This is a genomic window from Pseudanabaena sp. 'Roaring Creek', assembly GCF_001402795.1.
Taxonomy (GTDB): Bacteria; Cyanobacteriota; Cyanobacteriia; order Pseudanabaenales; family Pseudanabaenaceae; genus Pseudanabaena.
The window spans coordinates 1-1,599 of sequence record NZ_LIRE01000521.1; the positions used below are offsets into that span (position 1 = coordinate 1).

The window sequence follows — 1,599 nt, forward strand, 5'->3', positions numbered from 1 at the left end:
CGAGGGCTGAGCGAAGTCGAAGCCCGTCTACAAGTTATTTAAAACGACTATACATTCTATTTTTTGCAAATTGGAATGGAAGTATTCTGAGCATTGGCGAGAGATGAATCAAGGCATAGCACTTGTGAGAAACTCACTTCTAGAGCTTGCTCGTCTAATCTGGGAGCGAGTCCTTCTAAATCCTCACGGCTAGGAAATACACCACCAAATCCATCAACTTTATTGGCTGCATTAGTCAGTGAAAAGGATGCAGGAGTGAGTCCAGTTGCTGTCGCTGCCACAGTATAACTGCCTGAAACTCCATTTGCGGTAAATGTAGGAGCTACGGCAATACCAAGATTATTGGTTAATACGCTGGCATTACCAACAAATGAGCCACTGGCACTGCTAGATGGTGGCGCAAAGGTAACGAGAATATTTGATGCGGGAATGGTGCTATTCACGAAGTTCTCGGTGACTTGCACGCCTAGAAGCTGAGCAAAACTGGTGTTGATATTGGTACTTTGGGGTGTGGAGTTAGCTAATGGGGTGAGACTAAAGCCTTGAGATTCAAATGCACCAATATCGACAGTGCCACCAAAAATGCGGGTTGCGCCCCGTTGATCGTTACCTACTGGGGCATTAGCATTATTCCCTGCATCTAGGGCTGGGCTATTGGGCAAGAGAGCATGGGTTTGGGTTGTGCCGCCATAGTTGCCAAGGGGTGCTAGTTGCGGATTGATGGGATTTGCGATCGTGCCGATGAGGGAGCTAGTGGGAAATGTTGCGGCAAAGCCATCATTTGCACCGATTAAATTATTGCCGCCATTAGCAAAACCTACTCCTGCGGTATTACTAGCCAAGTCAGGAGCTTGCAATCCTAGGTCAAAGTTACCTGCAATAATTGAGTTTCTAATCGTGAATGTGCTGCTATTACGAAAAATCCCACCACCATTACCTGTGCCATTGTTATCGGCATCGGCAGTGTTGTTGGTAATGGTGCTATTGGCGATCGTGCCTCCGTTACTGCCCCAAATCCCACCACCATCAGCAGCAGCCGTATTACCAGAGACAGTGCTATTGGTGAGCGTCACGGCGCTAATGTCATAAATTCCACCACCATTATTAACCGCCGTATTACCAGAGACAGTGCTATTGGTAAGGGTCACGACTCCACTGCCATAAATCCCACCACCATTAGAATCCGACGTATTACCAGAGACAATGCTATTGGTGAGCGTCATGGTTCCATTGCCATAAATCCCACCACCATTTAACTTTGCCGTATTACCAGAGATAGTGCTATTGGTGAGCGTCACGGTGCTAATGTCAAAAATCCCACCACCATTACCATTAGTAGCCGTATTACCAGAGACAGTGCTATTGGTGAGCATCATGGTTCCATTGCCATAAATCCCACCACCATTAGCTTTAGCTGTATTACCAGAGACGGTGCTATTGGTGAGGGTCACGGCTCCATTGCTATAAATCCCACCACCATTAAGCGCCGTATTACCAGAGATAGTGCTATTGGTGAGCGTCACGGCTCCATTGCCATAAATCCCACCACCAAAAGCATTAACCGTATTACCCGAGACAGTGCTATTGGTGAGGGTCACG

The 1,599-nt window shown here is 47.2% G+C and carries 1 protein-coding gene; it reads right to left on the reverse strand.

Annotated elements, in window-relative coordinates; genetic code table 11:
• Positions 1 to 56 precede the first annotated feature (56 nt).
• A partial coding sequence (locus AC805_RS15910; RefSeq protein ID WP_197278754.1) for a choice-of-anchor Q domain-containing protein occupies positions 57 to 1,599 on the reverse strand: 1,543 nt, incomplete at its 5' end.